Origin of the sequence: Pseudomonas sp. YuFO8, assembly GCF_035065025.1 — a bacterium.
In the GTDB taxonomy this organism is placed as follows: Bacteria; Pseudomonadota; Gammaproteobacteria; order Pseudomonadales; family Pseudomonadaceae; genus Aquipseudomonas; species Aquipseudomonas putida_AE.
In genome coordinates, this window is record NZ_JAXDEQ010000003.1 from 43,219 (window position 1) to 58,836 (window position 15,618).

A 15,618-nucleotide genomic window follows, 5' to 3' on the forward strand; every position below is an offset into this window, starting at 1 on the left:
GATGATTCACACGCGTCTGAAGTTGGGCTATTCGGGATTCGCCCTCGATGTCGACCTGCAGTTGCCCGGCCGAGGGGTCACGGCGCTGTACGGTCACTCCGGGTCTGGCAAGACCACCTGCCTGCGCTGCATCGCCGGGCTGGAACGGGCCGACCAGGGGTTTGTCCAGGTCAACGATGAAGTGTGGCAAGACAGCGACAAGGGAATTTTCGTCCCGCCGCACAAGCGCGCACTGGGTTACGTCTTTCAGGAAGCCAGTCTGTTTCCTCACCTGTCGGTGCTGGCCAACCTGCAGTTCGGCCTCAAGCGCATCCCCCGGCAACAGCGCCGGGTCGACATGGCCCATGCGACCGAGCTGCTGGGCATCAGCCACCTGCTCGATCGCCATCCGCAGCACCTGTCCGGCGGCGAACGCCAGCGCGTGGGCATGGCACGCGCGCTGCTCACCAGCCCGACGCTGTTGTTGATGGACGAACCCTTGGCCGCGCTGGACGCTCAACGCAAAAGCGAGATCCTGCCTTACCTGCAACGCCTGCACGATGAGCTGGACATCCCGGTGCTGTATGTCAGTCACTCCCAGGACGAAGTCGCGCAACTGGCCGACCACATCGTCCTGCTCAGCGACGGCAAGGCACTGGCCAGTGGCCCCATCGGCCAGACCCTGGCCCGCCTCGACTTGCCGCTGGCGCTGGGGGACGACGCCGGCGTGGTGATCCAGGGGCATGTCGCGGCCTATGACGCCCACTACCAGTTGTTGACCTTGCAACTGCCCGACACCGACCTGAACATCCGCGTGGCCCACACGCCGATGGCCGTGGGCCAGGCGCTGCGCTGCAAGGTTCAGGCGCGGGACGTCAGCCTGAGCCTGCACGGCGACGAACAAAGCAGCATCCTCAATCGCCTGCCGGTCACGGTGGTCAGTGAAATGGCCGCCGACAACAGCGCCCATGTACTGGTGCGCCTGGATGCCGCGGGCAGCCCGTTGCTGGCGCGCATCACCCGCTATTCCCGGGATCACTTGAACCTGCACCCGGGCCAACGACTCTGGGCCCAGATCAAGGCCGTGGCCGTGTTGGCGTAACGTCGTTGGCACGACTGGCGCGGCCTGGGGTCAATGGCTGTAACGGCCCCTCGATCCCTCGCCCAGGACAACCGCCATGCCCGATGCACTGCCCCGTGACCTGCATTACGTCGATGACACCCAGCCGGGCATCACCCGCCGGAAACTGCGCGGCAAATTCTGCTATTTCGAGCCCTCGGGCCAGCGCATCGTCGACCCGGAGGAGATCCAGCGCATCAATGCCTTGGCGGTCCCACCGGCCTACACCGACGTGTGGATCTGCACCGACCCGCGCGGCCACCTGCAAGCCACCGGCCGCGACGCCCGTGGGCGCAAGCAGTACCGCTATCACCCGCGCTGGCGAGAAGTGCGCGACAGCGACAAATACTCACGCCTGCGGGATTTCGGACTGGCCCTGCCGAAGTTGCGCAAACAGCTGGAAGCCTTGCTGGCGGCGCCGGGTTTCAGTCGCGACAAGGTCATGGCCACGGTCATCACCCTGCTCGACGCGACGCTGATCCGTGTCGGCAATGCCCAGTACGCCCGGGACAACCGCTCCTATGGCCTGACCACCCTGCGCGACCGGCATGTGGAGGTCAACGGCAGTGCGATCCTGTTCCAGTTTCGCGGCAAGAGTGGCATCGAACATCAAATTACCGTGAAGGACCGGCGACTGGCGCGGATCGTCAAGCGCTGCCAGGAGATTCCCGGGCAAAACCTGTTCCAGTACCTCGATGAAAACGGTGAGCGACACACCATCACTTCCGCCGACGTCAACGCCTACCTGCAAGACCTGACCGGCGCCGACTTCACCGCCAAGGATTACCGAACCTGGGCCGGCAGCGCCCTGGCCCTGTCGGTGTTGCGCGAGCTTGAGTGGCAACCCGAATCACAGGCCAAGCAGCATGTGGTGGCGATGGTCAAGGACGTCGCCCGGCAGTTGGGCAACACCCCGGCAGTCTGCCGCAAGTGCTACATCCACCCGGCGGTGCTCGAGGGTTTTCCCCTCGGCGCCCTGGCGCAATTGCCAAGGCCGAGGGTGCGCAAAGGCCTACGGGCCGAGGAAGTCGCGCTGGCGATGCTGCTTGAGAAAATGGCGTCTGAACCGACGAACTGACCTGCCTATTTTTTGCACGATTGCAAATGGCTTCTATAGTAGATCTGTACACGAATCAGCTGCGGTGAAGCCATGGAAGACATTTTTGTCGTCAAGCGCTGCAACAAGATCATCATCCATGGACGCCGGGCTGGAGAAACCGTGCATCAACCCGCTGACGCCGCCGTCTGGTACCGCATCGCCGATACTCGCACCAATGGCTTCATCGGCGACGGCTACGATCTTGAACGCGATGCCCAATACGTATGTCGAGAGCTCAACGCCCGATCACAAATGACGGCCCGGCAAGGCTGACGAGCATTCGCCAAGCGGTTACGGTCTATACTGAGACAGTGCTGAAGGATCAGCGCCTCATCGGTGGAAGCTCGCTGGCGGCGGGCTTTTTACTGCCAATCTTCAGGTTTCTTAACGGAGGTGTTCCCCATGTCCGAAAAAGAGTCCATCACCACCCTGCTCACCCTGCTCGACTCCCGTCAGGTTCGCCTGGCTGCCGCGTGCAAGGAAATCGCCGACTGGGTCGATCATCAAGGCGGACACCCGACTGCGCTCAGGATCCGTGACCGGCTGAACGATATCGAAAAGGATACGCCGCTGATCCGCAACACCCTGTCGGCGCTGCGGCCAGTCGATCCGCCGCTGCCACGGTTCAGATAATTGCGATTCGGATACCGCTGCACAGACACGACCTGACGCGGGACACATGACCGGCGACACTATCGTCACCGCGTGTGTGTGTCTCTGCGATTCTGGCCCCCCAACCCAGCCCGGCGCTGGGATTTTTTACGCCCTCAAGCGGCGAACGTCAGCAAGCCTGGGTTGTCCAATGATCACCTCGCCACGAAGGAGGCGTTCAGATGGTTACCCACTTCAAAGTCAGCGGGCACCTCGCCTGCGGACACACAGGCAACAACCTCACCTCAACCCGGGAACTGAATCGGGTCAAATGCAGAAGCTGTCGCAACACCGACGCTTACAAAGAGGCGCGCAAGAGCGAGCGCAACGCCGCCCGCCGCGCCGCACGCAAGGCAAGAACCCCTCATGTGCTCATAGACTGGCGCCAGGACTGGATCGAGCGACTGTCCGCCATGACAGGCCTGCAACGGCTGCCGCGGGGTTTTCATGGGCAGGGATTTGTCTAGAGGCAACAGGATCGGGGTCGATCCTGTCGACTCCGATCCTTAGTGGTCAATGGCACACCAGCCCGAGGATTTCGTGCAGTGACATGCGCTTGAAGGACTCCACCAACCTGCACCCTTCCTCTGGCCCGGACGACACCGCCAGCCGCATCGTCGCTTCGCCCAGGTGCCAGATCAAGAAAGCCGCATCCGCCAACTGCTGGGCGTCGGCGCCTGGTGTTACCCGCAACATGGCCTGGGCCAACAAGTCGCCAGCGATTCGACTCTCCTGCAGTTCCAGCTCGAGCAGTTGCTTGTCGGCCTGCATGCCGGACCAGATGTCACGCATCGCCGGTGTCGCCAGGACAATGTCGTAATACTGGTCGAGCAACGTCGAATAGGCCGCCTGCAACCCTTGCACATCCTCGACCTCCCCCAGCGCCTGTTCGATGCAGCGACGACTTTCAGCGTTATAGCGCTCGGCCAAAGTGCGGATGATCGAGCTCTTGTCGGGGAAGTATTGATAAAGCGAGCCAATTGAAATCTGCGACAGCGCGGCGATTTCACTCATCTTCACCTGGTCGCTGCCTTTGCTCGAAATCAAGTCCGTCGCCACGGCAAGTATGCGCTCCTGACGCTCGCGACTGCGTTGTTGCGCAGGGACGCGTCGAATCGTTGCCTGTTGGGGCGTTTCAGTGGCCTTGTCTGTCACTTGGGTTCCTCCCCTTTTCTATAACATGACGATGACTCACCTTAGCATTGTGTGAAGGCGTGCCCATACGTCGGTTTTTGCACTTCGGTCGATTGACGGAAAAACATGAGGGTTTATCATCTTTAAAACATGAGCATCACTCACATTAGTGGCTGGAGATGAACGCGATGATAACCTCTCAAGAAACCCTGCTGATTCTCGGCGCGACCGGCAAAACCGGTGGGCGCATCGTTCAACGCCTGCAAGCACTTGGCTTGCCCGTTCGCCAGGGTTGCCGAGGGGCGACCCCGGCCTTTGACTGGGAGGATCGATCGACTTGGGCCGCGGTGCTCCAAGGCGTCCACTCGGCCTACATCAGCTATCAACCCGACCTTGCGGTTCCAGGCGCCTTGGAGAGCATCCAGGCATTCACCGACCAGGCTGTTCAATCAGGCGTGCGCAAGTTGGTGTTGTTGTCGGGCCGCGGGGAGGTCGAGGCGCAACAGGCCGAACGCGTAGTGCAGAACAGTGGCGTCGACTGGACCCTGCTCAGGGCCAGTTGGTTCTGCCAGAACTTCAGCGAAGCGCACTTTCTCGAACCGATCCTCGAAGGTGAACTGGCCCTCCCCGTCGGGCCGATCCCGGAGCCTTTTGTCGACGCAGAAGACATCGCCGACGTCGCGGTCGCGGCACTGACTCAACCCGGACATTCAGGCCAGCTCTATGAACTGACCGGACCACGCGCGCTGACATTCGCGCAGGCCGTCACGGAGATTGCCCAAGCCACCAACTGCGACATCGGCTTCCTGTCCGTACCGGCCGATGACTATCGCCAGGCGCTGGAACAGCAACAACTTCCACCGCCCCTGATCGACCTGGTCATGTACCTGTTCACCACCGTGCTCGACGGCCGAAACACAGCGGTCGCCGACGGCGTGCAACACGCGCTTGGGCGTCCGGCGCGGGACTTCAGCGACTACGTCCGGCGCACTGCGGCGACGGGTGCCTGGAACCGTCCGATGTGAGGCATTGGCAACAATGGCCTTCCTCGGCTAGGGTCACTTTGCGTATCGAACCAAGGCGTCTTGATTGGCAGAAGTCAGCCCATGGAGGAAGCGATGTCATCCACTCGTAATGCCGAACAAACCTATCGCCAGTGGTCCAGCCCGATCCTGCTTGAACTCAAGGAGCGAGAACATCAAATGACCCCGTCGGACCGCGAGGCCCTGCAAACCATTCTGCTGGAAAGAAGACTGATCGATGTCGGCAATCCCAACGGCAGCGATCGACGCAAGGCAGACCTGAACGCTGAACACAAACAGGAGTAACGACGCAAAGGACAGCAATAGACGAAGTCGAACACACAAGGGTTTGCATTAGCTTTAGTCCGCAAACCCTTGATCTCCGGGAGCTCCCTAAGCAGCTCGTTCCAAGGCATCCAGCAAGTTGGCAAACTCCAGCGACAGCTTATGCCGAGGGGCGAAATGCACGAGGGGAACCGACACCTCATGAGACTCGCGCATCTTCACCGAGCTGCTCAGGTATACCGGCAGCACCGGCAAACCTTCGGCCATCAGCTCATCCACCAGCATCTGGTGCAAGCCGGTGTGACCGGTGAACTGGTTGACCACCACCCCTTCCACTGTCAGTGATTCATTGTGATCAAGGCGCAACTCTTCCACCTGGGCGATGACACGATACAACGCCTGGCGAGAAAACCTGTCGCAATCGAACGGAATCAGCAAACGGTCCGCCGCCACCAGCGCGCTGAAGGTGTAGAAATTCAGTGACGGCGGTGTGTCGATGTAGATGCGCTCGTAGTCCTCGGACAGTGCGACCAGCAACTTGCGCAGCTTGTTGATCTTGAACTTGCTCTCCAGTTTTGACTGCAGCTCGGACAGCTCGGCACTGGCCGTCACCAGGTCGAGATTGGCGTAAGGCGTGCGGGTGATGTTCACGCGATTCTTCCTGCCCTCGAACCCGCTGGACAAGGTCTGCTTGAAAAAATCGGCGATCCCCGCAGGAATGTTCTCGTTCATCAGCCCGGTGAGATAGTGGGTCGAATTAGCCTGGGGATCGAGATCAACCAGCAGCGTCCGGTAACCTTCGGCAGCACTGACGGCGGCGAGGTTGCAGGCAATGCTGGATTTTCCGACACCGCCTTTCTGATTGAATACGACACGACGCATGGGACTTGCTCATCCATGAAAAGGCCAGAGGCCGACTGAGGGAAACTGTAAGAAGTCGTGTCAATTCTATGACTGAATTATTACAGTATTGCGACAGTGGTTGGCGCAAGCCACGAGTTAGAGCGCTGGGCTCCTAAAAGAGCTCTTCAAGGCCTGTATCTCACATCAACGTTCGCCGAAGCGCTAGTGAAGTACTCGAACAAAACTCAGCCATGCCGGGCCTCCTGCTCGCGCATACCTTGGATGATCGTCGACGCAGACAAAACAAGGCGAAGTGGGTTGTCCTTGGAGGGCATGAACTGCAGGCTCTGGTAGTAAGCTGCAGCAGCCTCGTCTTTTGCATCAACAACGATGAAAGCCACGCCACAGTGCTTCGATACCGCGTACACGCGGCGAAAGAAATCAGCCATCAACCGCTGACCCAACCCCTTCTTCTGCATGCGCTTGTCAACGCCAAGCCTGCTCAGCAGCACTGCCGGCATCGGATACCGAGGCAACTTCTTTTTCATCTCATCACTGAGCTGATCGAGCGCCACAGCGGTGTTGGCCAGGGTGTAGTAGCCCAGCAGAACTCCGTCCTGCAGATACATGAACGTCCGGGAAATGTTACGCTTTTCGTCCTGACCAGCGTGCTGGGCAATATATGTGTTGAGGGCTGGATGAACTCCGCAGTCTAACGCAGCGCGATCTATCGACTTATCAAAGTCGACGGTGATGAAATCCATTAAAAGCCCTTAGCGTAAGGCAAGCAGATTGCGCAGCGCCTGATTAGGCTCGGGAGGATTGTCGAGCAGCTGGTATGCAGTGTCAGCATCCAGCACCGTCATGCCCTCGAAATCAACAGAGTCAGAAACCTGGGCCGACTGATCGTGCACAACGGAGCGGACCGCGAGGGCATCGACGACTTTTTTCAGGTCGCGAAGCTCCCGCTCCAGATTCTGAAGGTGCGGGACTCGTGGAGTACGAGGGGCTTTGTATACACCCGACTGACTCAGACCACTGCCGGCAAAAGCCTTTGCGGCTTGTCGCTCAACCACTTCGCTTGCACGCGAGGACACAACCACAATGCGATCGTCGCCGAGTCGGACGTCGAAATGCGCCTTCTTGCTGCCTGTCGGTGGCAGTGGTTTGTTTTCTGCTTGCTTGGTCACGGTGTTGCTCCTGTTGAGAAGCAAGAATATCACAAACTGCTTGACACCCCAGGGTTACGAAGTAACCGCCGATTTCAGGCGCTAATAATGTTTGCGGTAACCGGCGCGCTCCCAGTGAGTGAAGCGAACGAGCACCTGGCTGCCGATGCCAAGAAGATCAGGACATTGCTGCCATCAACGTTTACATGATCGTGCTCACAGGCGGCATCATGTACTCACCCTTGACCACGCTTTGTCCCGGGCTGTACAGGCGCAACAACAAGCTGAAGTCGCCCTTGGGTACCGGCAGCCAGTTGCTTTCCTTGTCAGCCCCTGGCGAAGGGTGTTGCAGGTAAATCGTCAGCGAACCGTCGGCATTCTTCTTCAGGTCCCGATTCTTGGTGCCGATTGAATAGCGATTGATCGGGTTGGGTTCGAAAAAGTGCTCACCGTCGTACGCCGATATTGACCAGAACGCCTCGGCCGGCGGTAGTTGATCGGCCGCAAATGTCAGGCTGTACGGCTTCGAGCCCTCAAGCCGTTCCCCGCGGCCATCGTAGTCGGTGCCCAGATACAGCGCGTCGTCCGGCTTGTTGGTGGCGATGTAGGCCTTGGCTACCCAGGCACGGCGCAAGTAGTTGCTGCCTGCTGCGCCAGCAGTCAGGTCGGCCGCCCACTGGTTGCCGAATTTGTTGGGGTGGATGCTGAACGAAAACCCGGCATTGAGCACCAGTGCACCATGCGCCAGTGCCCGGTCCAGGCCTCGCTGGATGGCCGGGTTGGTCTTGGCAAACTCCAGCGTGCGCTTGAAGGTGTCCACCAGTGCCGCCTCCTCCGGGCGTGGCTGGTTCTCTAAGAGGACTGTCGCCAGGTCGGCCCAGAAGGTTTCGTCCTTGACCCAGCGCACTTCTCCCTTGCTGTGTGCCGGGGCCGGAAATGTCGGCAGGGCGTGCCAATCGACGTTCCTGGGTTTGCCATCGAACTGGCTGAGCGGATAGGCGTTGACCTGGTTGACCAGCGAGCGCACGGCCTCCCGGTCCTGAATGTCGTCATCCATGAAGATGCGCGGCACCACCCAGGCCAGGTTGGTCGGCGAGCGCAACATCTCGACCACCCCGGCCGGTTTTTCACCCTGCCAGTCCGGTCCGACGATCATGTAGAAACCAGGTTTGGACTTGATCCGCGAGCCGGGGGCCGCGAACACTTCGGTATAGGCGTCCATGCAATGCAGCACCCAGTAGCGTGCGCCAAAGTCGGGGATCTGGAACACCACCGGGCCCTTGCCGAGGTCGGTGAACATCTGGCCGTAGATCACGTCCTGGTTAGGGGTCAGCACAAAGCGCTGCCCGGCATCGAGGTAGTCGGTCAACATGCTCAACTGATTGACCGGGGCCACCGGAATGATGCCGCCGACCAGCCCCGGACGTGGCACCGGCTGCATGGCGGCGCGGCGGTTATGCAGGTTGACCGCCGGCCAGCCCCAGATGTAAGCCTGTTTGCCGATGAGGTAGGCGTAATCTTCCTGGGCCTTCTGGTAAACCTGAGTCGACTCAGCAGCGTTGAGCGGCGTTTTTTCCTGGGCCACGGCCCCCAGGTTTATCGACAAGGCCAGGCCGACGGCGGCCGCAATAGGTGAAAATCGGAGCGAGAACATTAGCGTGTTTTCCTTGTATTGGAGGGGCCTTCCCTTTCTGTGAGGGTGTTCGGGTCAGAATGACCAGAACCAGCAAAACCAGACGCAGCTGGTTGACTGGCTGCGCAGTTGGTCCTGTACGGCGTACCAGGCGGGCGGGTATGAGGCGAAGGCGATGGCCCCGGCGATCACTAGCGAAGGCAGTATCAGTTCGAGGGCACGCGCAACCTTGCCCATCCATTCAGAAGCCATGATTGAGTCCCCCGCGTTCAGTTGACACGGCGGATGGCTGGCGACACACGGTCACCGCGGAAGATCGCCGGGTCCGTGGCCAGGAATGAAGCGGATAGCGCATGCGCAGGTCCTCGATTGTTGTGATTGTTGTTATCGGGCGGCTCGACTCTGGGCAGTCGAGAGGCAGGAGGACTATGCAAATTCCCCCGGCGCGCATTGATCCCCCACATGGGGGGAACCGGGCGGCAAAAAAAAAGGGCGAACCCCGAGGATTACCCAGGCTCCGCCCCAAAAACACAGCACAGCGACCCGCAGTCACTGCGCCAGATAACCTCCGTCGACCACCAGGTCAGTACCCGTTACATAGCTGGCATCGTCCGATGCCAGGAAGAGCGCGGCCTTGGCGATTTCCTCAGGGGCGCCTACGCGGCCCATGGGGATGCGCTGCTGCAGGAAACCCTGGAACTGTTGCGCCTGTTCCGCGCTGATGGTGCCCAGGCCGCCAGTGAACATCGCGGTCGAGATGAAACCCGGGCATAGGTTGTTGATGCGGATGCCATAGCCCAGGCGCGCGCAATGGGCGGCGGCTGCGCGTGTGAAGATGCGCACACCGCCCTTGCTGGCGTTGTAGGACGGCACCAGTGGCTCGCCGATGATGCCTTCGATGGACGCGATGTTGATGATCGCCCCGCTGCCCTGCCCCTTCATGGCCGCGATGGCCTGTTGGGTGCCAAGGAATACACCGTCGAGGTTGACCGCGTTGGTCTTGCGCCACTGCGCCAGGGTCAGGGTTTCCACGTCGGCGATGATGGCGATGCCCGCGTTGTTGACCAATACGTCGAGGCGTCCCCAGCGTTGCTGGACGGCGTCCATGACCTGCTGCCATTGCTCCTGCGAACTGGCGTCATGAACATGGAAGTCTGCCGCCAGGCCTTCTTCCTGCAAGCGGGCAACGGCGCTTTCGCCATTCGCCACATCGATATCGGTCAACAGGACCTTTGCGCCTTCGCGCAGGAAGGCTTCGGCGATCGCCAGGCCGATACCGCTCGCGGCGCCAGTCACCAGGCAAACCTTGTTGTGCAGACGACTCATGAGTTTCTCCTTTCTTCAGACAGTCAGCAGGCGCAAGCGCCGCCGTCGATGACGATTTCGCTGCCGGTGCTCCAGCGCGACGCCTCGGACGCGAGGAACAGCACGGCGCTGGAAACATCCTGCGGCTGGCCGTAGCCGAGCGGGTGCAGAGACTCGGCGTACGCGTCGGCGCTGGCTTCGTCGGGCGCCAGGCCAATGGCGACAAAACCACGCACCACATTGACGCCCATGTCGGTCTTGATGATTGCCGGGTGGATCGAGTTGACGCGAACGCCATAGCCCAGGCGAGCGAACTCCACGGCCGCTGCCTTGCTCATCAGGCGCACCGCACCTTTGGAGGAGCAATAACCGCCAAGCGCCGGCATACCCACCAGGCCGGCCACCGACGACAGGTTGATGATCGAACCGCCCTTGCCCGCGGCGGCGCCCGGGCGCATGACCCGGGCGGCGTGCTTGATGCCGAGGAACACGCCGGTGACGTTGATCTCGTGCATCAGGCGGAAGTCCTCGACGCAGGCTTCGGTAAACAGCGCCATCTTCTCGATGCCCGCGTTGTTGACCAGCACGTCGAGCCCGCCGAAGGCCTCGACCGTTGCGGCGACCACCTGCTGCCATTGGGCTTCGTCGGTCACGTCATGCACCATGGCCAGGGCTTCGCCGCCTGCCGCACGGATACGTTCGGCGGTGGCTTGCGCCTGCTCGAGTTGCAGGTCGCTGACCATCACTTTGGCGCCCGCCATGGCCAGGGTGTGCGCAGTTTCGGCACCCAGGCCTTGCGCGGCGCCAGTGACCAGGGCGACCTTGCCGGCCAGGGCGAATCGTTCGAATACAGTATTCATCGTGATTTTTCTCTCGTGTTTGCTCACGCCGGTAAACGGCGCAGGAAAGCCAGGAACAGCAGGCTGAACAGTGCGTCGGCGCTGGCCAGCAGCGGCAGTTGCCAGCCAATGTCTCCCAGCAGCCAATGACCGAACACCAGCAGCACCACCAGCGTCTTGCCCAGCACGCCCAAGGCGATGTAAGGGCGAAAACGCTGCGGATGGCCGGCGACTCGCGCATAGGCGTAGCCGAACACCGCAATCAGCATCGCCGTCAGGTCGAGGAACAAGGCATTGCTGCCGTAGGCCGGCGTCAGCCCCAACAGGGGTGCCAGCCAGGATTGGCAAAACAGCAGGCCCGAGGCCACGGCCACATTGAAGGCGGCCGCGATGCCGAACAGCCAGCGGGCGTGAAGCCGCACATCGCGTGCTGCCGCGCGCGGGGCGTGAACCGTACGGGCTGGTTTATCCAGGACGACTGGGGGCATATCTTTCTCCGCTTGCGATGAACCGTTCAGGCTGGGCAACTGGCTGTTCAGGCCGGCAATGCGCTGCAATAGCCGCGCTCGTGGAAGAACTGGATCAGCTCGCGATGACCAAAGGCCTTGGCAGGCGACTGGAAGCCGACATTCTTCTGCCGGTTCTCAAGCAGGCGCAGGGCTCCTTCGGCACAGAGGTCGCCGGTCCAGGTGTAGGCCGCGGACAGGTTCATTACGTAGGACGTGGTGATCTGCCGGCCCTGCCCGTGCACCACGATCACACCGCGTTGCACGTCCAGCGAATCCTTCGGCGGCTCGCCCGTGTCCATCTGGTCGCCCATGTGGTTGGTCCACTCTTCACGCTGCTGCTGGGTCAGGCCCGGCGCGACCGCGTTGAAGGCCTTGATCGCCTGGATGACCGGGCCGATCATGTGTTCGCCGACCGCCGTCAGTACCTTGCAGTTACGCACGCGCGGATCGTTCTTGAACCACACCGGCTCGCAGGCGCCACCCCAGGGGTGAGCACTGAGCAGCGCATTGCGGTAAGGCACGGACACCTGGTAGGCCACGTCATTGGGCCAGGATTTGTACTCACCCTGCTCCAGGTAATACTGGGACACGTCGTTGCAGACCATGCGCAGGAACGACTTGGTCGAGGCTTCCGAGGGCAGGCCGTTGTCGATCTGGTAGCAGATGTCCAGGCTGTCGATCAGCGGATTCTCCAGCACCACTTCGGCGGCCAGGGAGCCGGCGGCCCACATGAAGGAGTTGGCCGGGCACAGCAACAGGCCCTTGGCGGCGAAGGCGGCACCGAATTTCTCGCCGATGGTGGCGGTCCAGTCCTGCTCGCCAGTGGTATCCAGGTAATGGCAGCCCGCTTCCAGGCAAGCCTCGACCACCGGCCAGGCGATCTGCATGAAAGGACCGGCCACGTTGATCACCACGTCCACCTCGGCGAACAGCGGCAGCAAGGATTCCAGATCGTTGCTGGCGACGACGATTTGCGCATCGACCGCTTGGCCATGACGTTCTTCGACTACCTGCAACGCCGCTTCCAGACGGGCCTGGGTGCGCCCTGCCATGTAGAACGGTATGCCGCGCTGGGCCAGGGATTCGGCTACCAGTTTGCCGGTGTAGCCGCTGGCGCCATAGATCAGGACTTTGCGTGCTTGGGACATGTGAATTTTCCTCTTGTTGTTTGAATTGACTGTCAGCGGACTTCGAGATGCACGTTGGCTCGATCGCGCTCGAGGGCTTCGAGCAGGAAACGATCCTGGGGTTTTTCCGAGGCGGTCTTGGGGATCTGCGCCAACACCTGCAGGTAGCTCGGTACAAAGTTGGACTCAAGCTGCTCGCGGCAGACCCGGAAGATTCGCTGTGGGTCGAAGCCCGCCAGGTCTTTGGGCACCACCGCCGCAACCACGTCTTTTTCGCCGGGGACACCGCTGCTGGCCGGGATGCCATAGACGTACACGTCGTCGACCTCCGGGCACTCGGCGATGGCTTTTTCGATGAAGGCGCTGCTGATGAACTCACCGTTGCGGCGAATGCCGCTGCCTTTGCGGTACTGGAAGAACAGCCAGCCCTCGGCGTCCTGGGTCACCACATCGCCCATGTGCAACCAGCCGGCCGCGCACTTCTTTGCCGAGGCTTCGGGGTTGTTGAAGTACTCGACCTTGTAGGGGCTGCCATCGACCGGCTGGAACAGCAGCTCGCCTGGCTCGCCCGGCGCGCAGTCATGGCCGGCCTCGTCGACGATGCGATGGCGTAGATTCGGCGCCGGCTTGCCGATACTGCCGACGGGGCCCACGCCGATCGGCTTGATGCTCAGCCCACCCTCGGCAGCGCCGTAGAACTCCAGGACCTGGACGCCGAAGCGTTGCTCGAAGTCATTCCAGATCGCCTTGGGCATGCCGGCGGAAATCACGAAACGCACCGGATTGTCGGCGTCGTCTGGGCGGGCCGCCTCGGCATACAGCGCCGTGGTCATGCCGCCCAGCAGGGTGAAACTGGTGCAGCCGTACTGGCGGGTGATGTCCCACAGCCGAGATTTGGTGAACTTGCGCGACAGCACGCAGCGCATGCCCAATGCCAGCGACGCACCGAGGGTGACCAGTTGGGCGTTGGCGTGGGTCAGCGACAGTCCCGAGTAGGGACGGTCGTCGGCGTGGTAGCCAAAGGCGCGGTCGGTGATCAAGGCCGACTCGCAATAGCGCCTGTGGGTCATGACAATGCCTTTCGGATCGCCCGTGGTGCCCGAGGTGAAGATCAACTGCATCGGCGCATCGTCGGCCAGATCCGCCAACGGATGATCGTCGAGACTTGTCTGCAGGACATCGGCGTACAGCGTCACATCGGAGCTGTTCCGCCACTCACCGGCGGCCTCGTCGCTGGGCAAGACCAGCACCCAGGGGCGATCGTCGAGCTGCTCGCGGACCGCCAGCAGATTGCCCAGTGCGTAGTCGGCGGCAATCACTCCTTTGCAGCGCGCATTGTTGAGAAAGAACGCCAGCTTCTCGCCCTTGGCCCGCGGGTCGATCGGCACGAAGACGGTGCCGGTGATCGCCGCCGCCACCATCGCATCGACAAACTCCGCGTGGTTGGCCATCAGCAAGGCGAAGCAGTCGCCGGGCCGCAGTCCCAACCGGCTCAGGCCCCAGGCCAGTCGGTGGCCATTGCGCCACAGCTGCGCATAGGTGCGGGTCTGCGCCGGGCTTGCCGGGCCGTTCTCCACCGTCAGCACGCAGCGCTGCGGGTCGCTCACAACCCGGTTGCCGAGCAGCCCGGCCAGATTCAGATCGCTGTAATGACTCATCGCAGATTCTCCCGCACCAATAGAGTGACAACCGTGGCCGCGGCATCCAGGCCGATGGCCCCGCCGCCGTTGTGGGCCAAACCGATTCGCGCGTTATCGACCTGCCGTGCGCCGGCGCGCCCTTGCAACTGCTCGGTCAATTCGACGATCTGCGCGCAACCACTGGCGCCGATGGGGTGGCCTTTGCGCAACAGGCCGCCGGAAGCGTTCACCGGCAAGCGCCCACCCAGATGCGTCGCCCCGGATTCGAGCAATCGCGTACCGCCACCGGGCGCGCACAGGCCCAGGTATTCGTAGGCCATGAGCTCCGACGGTGCCGACGCGTCATGCAGTTCGACACAGGACAGGTCCTGCGGGCCGATACCGGAGGCGGCGTACACCTGTTGAGCCGCCAGGGCGCCGACGCTTTCGCCGGCCTGTTCGAAGTCCCAGCCCGACACCAGCGCCGAAGCCGCCACCCGCACCGGATTGCGCAGGCCGAGTTGCCGGGCCTTGCGCTCGCTGACCACCACCACGGCCGCCGCGCCATCGCCAATCGGCGAGCACATGGGCAAGGTCAAGGGATCGACGATCGAGCGGGCGCCGAGCACCTGCTCTACAGTCAGCACGTCACGAAATTGCGCGCGTTCATTGAGGCTGCCATGGAAGGAATTCTTCGCCGCGATCATGGCGAAATGCTCGGCAGTCGAGCCGTACTGCTTCATGTGCTTCTTGGCCATCAACGCGTAGATGTCCATGAACACCGAACGGCTGCTGCCCGCCCCGGCGACGTCGAACGGCTCGCCTGCAGCCTCGGCGAGTTTCTTCACCACGTTCATCGCACCTTCGGGGTCTTCGACGTCGATGGCGCTGGAAAACGCCCCGAGACTGCGGGCCTTGTCTTCGTGAAACAGCTTCTCGTAGCCGCACACCAGGACGATGTCGTAATAGCCGGCACTGACCATGGCGCAGGCCTGCTGAAAGGCCGTGGACGATGAGGCGCAGGCGTTTTCCACATTGACCACGGGAATCTTGCCGATGCCCATGCCCCGCAGCACCACTTCGCCACGGATCATTTCCTGGCCGGTCACCACACCGGCGGCGGCATTGCCCATCCACGCCGCCTGTAGCTGCGTCTTGTCCAGCCCGGCATCGTTCAAGGCCAATTGGATCGCCTGTCCGGCCAAGCCCTTGAGCGTCTTGTCCAGGTGTTTGCCGAACGGCACCATGCCCACACCGGCAACGTATGCATTCATCTTCATGTCG

General features: G+C 61.7%; 19 protein-coding genes. 7 read left to right on the forward strand and 12 right to left on the reverse strand.

The annotated features are described in order from the left end of the window. The first annotated feature begins 1 nt into the window (after position 1). The 5 genes from modC to SOP95_RS03675 all read left to right on the forward strand — a co-directional run bounded on the left by modC (position 2) and on the right by SOP95_RS03675 (position 3,316). A complete protein-coding gene (gene modC, locus SOP95_RS03655; protein WP_323606169.1) occupies positions 2 to 1,081 on the forward strand; it encodes a molybdenum ABC transporter ATP-binding protein in 1,080 nt (359 codons plus the stop codon). A gap of 76 nt (positions 1,082 to 1,157) precedes the next feature. Continuing rightward, a complete protein-coding gene (locus SOP95_RS03660; protein ID WP_274075994.1) occupies positions 1,158 to 2,177 on the forward strand; it encodes a DNA topoisomerase IB in 1,020 nt (339 codons plus the stop codon). A 72-nt stretch (positions 2,178 to 2,249) separates the two neighbouring features. Beyond that, on the forward strand, positions 2,250 to 2,471 hold the full coding sequence (locus SOP95_RS03665) for a hypothetical protein (RefSeq protein WP_323606170.1): 222 nt from the start codon (positions 2,250 to 2,252) through the stop codon (positions 2,469 to 2,471). Between the two features lie 129 nt (positions 2,472 to 2,600). Then, positions 2,601 to 2,831, forward strand: coding sequence for a hypothetical protein (locus SOP95_RS03670; RefSeq protein ID WP_274075992.1), 231 nt, complete (start codon positions 2,601 to 2,603; stop codon positions 2,829 to 2,831). Between the two features lie 200 nt (positions 2,832 to 3,031). Further along, positions 3,032 to 3,316 carry a hypothetical protein gene (locus SOP95_RS03675; RefSeq protein ID WP_323606172.1) on the forward strand — a complete coding sequence of 95 codons (285 nt, stop codon included), beginning with the start codon at positions 3,032 to 3,034 and terminating at the stop codon, positions 3,314 to 3,316. 46 nt (positions 3,317 to 3,362) lie between these two features. Here the strand turns inward: SOP95_RS03675 and SOP95_RS03680 are convergent, their stop codons facing one another. Further along, a complete protein-coding gene (locus SOP95_RS03680) occupies positions 3,363 to 4,004 on the reverse strand; it encodes a TetR/AcrR family transcriptional regulator (protein WP_274075990.1) in 642 nt (213 codons plus the stop codon). A 167-nt stretch (positions 4,005 to 4,171) separates the two neighbouring features. Here SOP95_RS03680 and SOP95_RS03685 point away from each other — a divergent pair, with 167 nt between their 5' ends. Both SOP95_RS03685 and SOP95_RS03690 read left to right on the forward strand, forming a co-directional pair. Further along, positions 4,172 to 5,008 (forward strand): NAD(P)H-binding protein, encoded by an 837-nt coding sequence (locus tag SOP95_RS03685; RefSeq protein ID WP_323606174.1) that lies wholly within the window; start codon positions 4,172 to 4,174, stop codon positions 5,006 to 5,008. Positions 5,009 to 5,101: 93 nt separating this feature from the next. Then, positions 5,102 to 5,311: a hypothetical protein gene (locus SOP95_RS03690; RefSeq protein WP_274075988.1), complete on the forward strand. Its 210-nt coding sequence runs from the start codon at positions 5,102 to 5,104 to the stop codon at positions 5,309 to 5,311. 87 nt (positions 5,312 to 5,398) lie between these two features. Here SOP95_RS03690 and SOP95_RS03695 read toward each other — a convergent pair whose 3' ends face one another. The 11 genes from SOP95_RS03695 to SOP95_RS03745 all read right to left on the reverse strand — a co-directional run bounded on the left by SOP95_RS03695 (position 5,399) and on the right by SOP95_RS03745 (position 15,614). After that, positions 5,399 to 6,172: a ParA family protein gene (locus tag SOP95_RS03695; protein WP_323606175.1), complete on the reverse strand. Its 774-nt coding sequence runs from the start codon at positions 6,170 to 6,172 to the stop codon at positions 5,399 to 5,401. 206 nt (positions 6,173 to 6,378) lie between these two features. Then, on the reverse strand, positions 6,379 to 6,897 hold the full coding sequence (locus SOP95_RS03700) for a GNAT family N-acetyltransferase (protein WP_323606176.1): 519 nt from the start codon (positions 6,895 to 6,897) through the stop codon (positions 6,379 to 6,381). Positions 6,898 to 6,906: 9 nt separating this feature from the next. Beyond that, entirely contained in the window at positions 6,907 to 7,323 is a 417-nt protein-coding gene (locus SOP95_RS03705; RefSeq protein WP_274075985.1) for a hypothetical protein, read from the reverse strand. A 181-nt stretch (positions 7,324 to 7,504) separates the two neighbouring features. Beyond that, positions 7,505 to 8,956, reverse strand: a complete 1,452-nt coding sequence (locus tag SOP95_RS03710) for a DUF1254 domain-containing protein (RefSeq protein ID WP_323606178.1) — start codon at positions 8,954 to 8,956, stop codon at positions 7,505 to 7,507. Between the two features lie 54 nt (positions 8,957 to 9,010). Continuing rightward, complete coding sequence (locus SOP95_RS03715) at positions 9,011 to 9,187, reverse strand: hypothetical protein (RefSeq protein WP_323606179.1); 177 nt, start codon at positions 9,185 to 9,187, stop codon at positions 9,011 to 9,013. 297 nt (positions 9,188 to 9,484) lie between these two features. Further along, positions 9,485 to 10,261, reverse strand: a complete 777-nt coding sequence (locus SOP95_RS03720; RefSeq protein WP_323606181.1) for a glucose 1-dehydrogenase — start codon at positions 10,259 to 10,261, stop codon at positions 9,485 to 9,487. A 23-nt stretch (positions 10,262 to 10,284) separates the two neighbouring features. Next, positions 10,285 to 11,100, reverse strand: a complete 816-nt coding sequence (locus SOP95_RS03725) for an SDR family NAD(P)-dependent oxidoreductase (protein WP_323606182.1) — start codon at positions 11,098 to 11,100, stop codon at positions 10,285 to 10,287. Between the two features lie 23 nt (positions 11,101 to 11,123). Beyond that, positions 11,124 to 11,567 carry a hypothetical protein gene (locus SOP95_RS03730; protein WP_323606183.1) on the reverse strand — a complete coding sequence of 148 codons (444 nt, stop codon included), beginning with the start codon at positions 11,565 to 11,567 and terminating at the stop codon, positions 11,124 to 11,126. Between the two features lie 47 nt (positions 11,568 to 11,614). Beyond that, a complete protein-coding gene (locus tag SOP95_RS03735) occupies positions 11,615 to 12,736 on the reverse strand; it encodes a saccharopine dehydrogenase family protein (protein WP_323606185.1) in 1,122 nt (373 codons plus the stop codon). 32 nt (positions 12,737 to 12,768) lie between these two features. Then, the gene (locus SOP95_RS03740) at positions 12,769 to 14,373 is read right to left on the reverse strand and encodes an AMP-binding protein (RefSeq protein ID WP_323606186.1); all 1,605 of its coding nucleotides are present in this window, start codon (positions 14,371 to 14,373) and stop codon (positions 12,769 to 12,771) included. Beyond that, complete coding sequence (locus SOP95_RS03745) at positions 14,370 to 15,614, reverse strand: thiolase family protein (RefSeq protein WP_323606187.1); 1,245 nt, start codon at positions 15,612 to 15,614, stop codon at positions 14,370 to 14,372. The genes SOP95_RS03740 and SOP95_RS03745 overlap by 4 nt, the downstream gene beginning before the upstream one ends. Positions 15,615 to 15,618 lie beyond the last annotated feature (4 nt).

Bases quoted from the DNA above. Each gene is read 5' to 3' on its own strand.
- SOP95_RS03745 (WP_323606187.1), bottom strand. From the start codon at position 15,614: ATGAAGATGAATGCATACGTTGCCGGTGTGGGCATGGTGCCGTTCGGC.
- modC (WP_323606169.1), top strand. From the start codon at position 2: ATGATTCACACGCGTCTGAAGTTGGGCTATTCGGGATTCGCCCTCGAT.
- SOP95_RS03730 (WP_323606183.1), bottom strand. From the start codon at position 11,567: ATGCCCCCAGTCGTCCTGGATAAACCAGCCCGTACGGTTCACGCCCCG.
- SOP95_RS03740 (WP_323606186.1), bottom strand. From the start codon at position 14,373: ATGAGTCATTACAGCGATCTGAATCTGGCCGGGCTGCTCGGCAACCGG.
- SOP95_RS03670 (WP_274075992.1), top strand. From the start codon at position 2,601: ATGTCCGAAAAAGAGTCCATCACCACCCTGCTCACCCTGCTCGACTCC.
- SOP95_RS03715 (WP_323606179.1), bottom strand. From the start codon at position 9,187: ATGGCTTCTGAATGGATGGGCAAGGTTGCGCGTGCCCTCGAACTGATA.
- SOP95_RS03710 (WP_323606178.1), bottom strand. From the start codon at position 8,956: ATGTTCTCGCTCCGATTTTCACCTATTGCGGCCGCCGTCGGCCTGGCC.
- SOP95_RS03675 (WP_323606172.1), top strand. From the start codon at position 3,032: ATGGTTACCCACTTCAAAGTCAGCGGGCACCTCGCCTGCGGACACACA.
- SOP95_RS03700 (WP_323606176.1), bottom strand. From the start codon at position 6,897: ATGGATTTCATCACCGTCGACTTTGATAAGTCGATAGATCGCGCTGCG.
- SOP95_RS03695 (WP_323606175.1), bottom strand. From the start codon at position 6,172: ATGCGTCGTGTCGTATTCAATCAGAAAGGCGGTGTCGGAAAATCCAGC.
- SOP95_RS03735 (WP_323606185.1), bottom strand. From the start codon at position 12,736: ATGTCCCAAGCACGCAAAGTCCTGATCTATGGCGCCAGCGGCTACACC.
- SOP95_RS03665 (WP_323606170.1), top strand. From the start codon at position 2,250: ATGGAAGACATTTTTGTCGTCAAGCGCTGCAACAAGATCATCATCCAT.
- SOP95_RS03690 (WP_274075988.1), top strand. From the start codon at position 5,102: ATGTCATCCACTCGTAATGCCGAACAAACCTATCGCCAGTGGTCCAGC.
- SOP95_RS03685 (WP_323606174.1), top strand. From the start codon at position 4,172: ATGATAACCTCTCAAGAAACCCTGCTGATTCTCGGCGCGACCGGCAAA.
- SOP95_RS03660 (WP_274075994.1), top strand. From the start codon at position 1,158: ATGCCCGATGCACTGCCCCGTGACCTGCATTACGTCGATGACACCCAG.
- SOP95_RS03720 (WP_323606181.1), bottom strand. From the start codon at position 10,261: ATGAGTCGTCTGCACAACAAGGTTTGCCTGGTGACTGGCGCCGCGAGC.
- SOP95_RS03725 (WP_323606182.1), bottom strand. From the start codon at position 11,100: ATGAATACTGTATTCGAACGATTCGCCCTGGCCGGCAAGGTCGCCCTG.